At 71.3% G+C, this 787-nt stretch carries 1 protein-coding gene; it reads right to left on the minus strand.

The genetic code is table 11. From position 1 onward, the window contains the following. On the minus strand, positions 1-787 hold a 787-nt coding region (locus G3N99_RS41435), incomplete at both ends, for an FAD/NAD(P)-binding oxidoreductase (RefSeq protein ID WP_206125335.1).

Consider the following 787-nt stretch of genomic DNA (forward strand, 5'->3'; position numbering starts at 1 on the left):
CCAGCCGAGCAGTGCCTGCGCGGCCGCGCCGCATACGCGCCCCTGGCACGCGCCCATCCCGCAGCGGGACTGCAGTTTCGCGGCCGTCCAGCCCGGTGCTTGCGCGACTGCGTCGAAACGCACGTCCTCGCAACGGCACAGCAGCGTGTCGGCCCGCGCGAGCCGGCGGATCGGCTCGCGAATCGCGAAACGCTCGCGTACGGCATCTGCAAATGCCTGCCAGTGCGTCCGTCGCGCGACGAGTGCGGCCAACTGCGCGGTCTGCCCGGTCGCCGCCAAACCGGCGATTTCGCCTTCGACCATCGCCAGTTCGCTACCGCCGACGCCTGTACACTCGCCAGCCGCGAAAACCCCGTCACGGCTCGTGCGCTGATGCGCGTCGACCGCCACGGCGCCGTTGTCGATCCGGCAGCCGAGATGGCTCGGCAATACGATGTTCGGCACGAGGCCGAAACCGCACGCGAGCCGGTCGCAGTCGACCTCGAACTCGCGATCGCCCTGGCGAATCCGCACGCGTTCGAGCCGCATGTCGCCGAATGCTTCGACGACATGCGCATCGGGCCGATAGGCGGCGGTGACGAGCTTCGCGGCCTGCGCGAGCTTCGACGGCCAGCGCCACAGCCCGGCCCCGAAGCCGGCCACATCGCCCCACGCGGCCTGTTCGAGCACATGCGACACGCGCGCGCCAGCCTGACGGGCCGTCGCCGCGCTCGCCAGCAGCAGCGGCCCGCTGCCCGCGATCACCGTGCGCTGCACGCGCACGTCGAGGCCGTACTTGATCAACGCC

Origin of the sequence: Burkholderia sp. Ac-20392 (genome assembly GCF_017104585.1) — a bacterium.
Lineage (GTDB): Bacteria > Pseudomonadota > Gammaproteobacteria > Burkholderiales > Burkholderiaceae > Burkholderia > Burkholderia lata.